Below are 1,528 nucleotides of genomic sequence, written 5' to 3'. Positions count from 1 at the left end.
TGGATCAGCGCGCGGCGTCGGATGCGGTGCATCGCAAGGCGGAGGAGCGTCCTCATACTGGGCGTATTCGGGCGTTCCGACAACGCAGCGAGGTGGCGTAGCCGGCGTCGTGCGCCCGCCAGGGATTACGGGACAGTCCTTAGTCCTCGATATCACCGATGGCCACGCGGAGGTCATGCAAGCCCTCCAGGATCGCGATGACCGATGCCTCCGTCCGGTCGAGAGCTCGTCGGGTGGCTCGAATGTCACCGCGCTCGAAGAAGAGCCGGGCGCTGAGTGCGTCCGTAGCTGCCACGACGGCCGCCCAGGACGCCGCCCGGCGAGGAGGCCCCTCTTCCTCCGGCCCCGTGAGTTGCACCGCGGTGAGCTGCAACCGGTTCGCCAGCACGACGGAGGAGACCTGTGAGTCGGGTCCTGCCTGCTCCGTCCATCCGAGCAGCGCTTCGGCGACGTCCTCCAGCGGTTGCCTGCCCACGCCGGTCGAGGCGGTGATTTCCAGTTCTGTCTTGGCCAGCAGGGCGCCCAGCAGTCGCAGCCGGTCCTCGGCCTGCGGGCCCTCGGGCCACACGTCCGGATCCAGAACTGGTTCAGCCCCCAGGGCGACGAGGGCTGCGTAGATCTGCTCCGCACTCACCGGGTGCACGCTTCTGATACTCACGTTCTCAGCTTCACCGCACGAAGGCGGCAGCGCACGCATCGCTCGCCGGTCACCGTCGAGGAAATCATCGCCATCGGTCGTCCCGATATCCGCACGTTCGTTCTCGCGTCGGCAGTCATTCACCTCCGCGGTGGCCGTGGCCGGGGTGCCCTCCGTCGGACCCACGTCGCCACTTTTGGCCGGGGCGACTACGCGTCGCCCCTTGACGGGGTTGACGAGTCGAGGCGAGCGCAGCACCCGGACGCCGGGGGCTCTCGTCGACGCCGCCCCCGTCGGGTAGTCCCTGCCGGGTGAGTCCACATCAAGTTCCGCCCTGCTCGGGACGGTAGGTCGAGCGCCGGCCGCCGGACCCGTATCCAGCACGTGAAGCCCGCTGCCCACACTGCCGCCGGGCATACTGACGACCGTGGCGTGGAAGCGATCCATGCATGACCGAAAGTGCGAGCCCCCGTACGTCCACGCCGAGGATTACCGTGCTGGGAGTACAGCCCGGTGACCCTCCCTTCCGCCTTGTGGAGATCGACGGAGAGGTCGTGAGAGCGGCGGAGTCGATCACGGACGTGCTCTTGACCGCTGCTGCCGCAGGGATCACGGTCCACGACCTCGACGACCCGGAAGTGGTCCGGTGGGTGGGTGGCGACAAGTTCACCTGGAGGCCGCACTGAAAAGTCATCAGGCGCCCCCAGAACGCCGCGTCACCGTCCAGCAGTCCGCCACTCGTCGGCCAGGTCCCGGAGAGTTCCCGAGCACCATGACGTAACAGATGTATCGCTAACCTCGCCGTTTCGGTTGGGGCGATGAGGCGTCGCTGAGGGACAACTGCCGAGTGACCGACGCGATTTTGGTGCTCGGACATGGCGGAATCCCGGC

The 1,528-nt window shown here is 67.5% G+C and carries 2 protein-coding genes; one reads left to right on the top strand and one right to left on the bottom strand.

Features of this window, described 5'->3' with window-relative positions; all coding sequences use genetic code 11:
• Positions 1–139 precede the first annotated feature (139 nt).
• A complete protein-coding gene (locus ACFU6I_RS48675) occupies positions 140–658 on the bottom strand; it encodes a hypothetical protein (protein ID WP_384381038.1) in 519 nt (172 codons plus the stop codon).
• A 428-nt stretch (positions 659–1,086) separates the two neighbouring features.
• On the opposite strand from ACFU6I_RS48675, the gene ACFU6I_RS48670 reads away from it, so the two are divergent.
• The gene (locus ACFU6I_RS48670) at positions 1,087–1,323 is read left to right on the top strand and encodes a hypothetical protein (protein WP_384381036.1); all 237 of its coding nucleotides are present in this window, start codon (positions 1,087–1,089) and stop codon (positions 1,321–1,323) included.
• Positions 1,324–1,528 lie beyond the last annotated feature (205 nt).

Origin of the sequence: Streptomyces sp. NPDC057486, assembly GCF_042802415.1 — a bacterium.
GTDB lineage: Bacteria > Actinomycetota > Actinomycetes > Streptomycetales > Streptomycetaceae > Streptomyces > Streptomyces yanii.
This window is presented reverse-complemented; position numbering and strand designations above follow the sequence as displayed.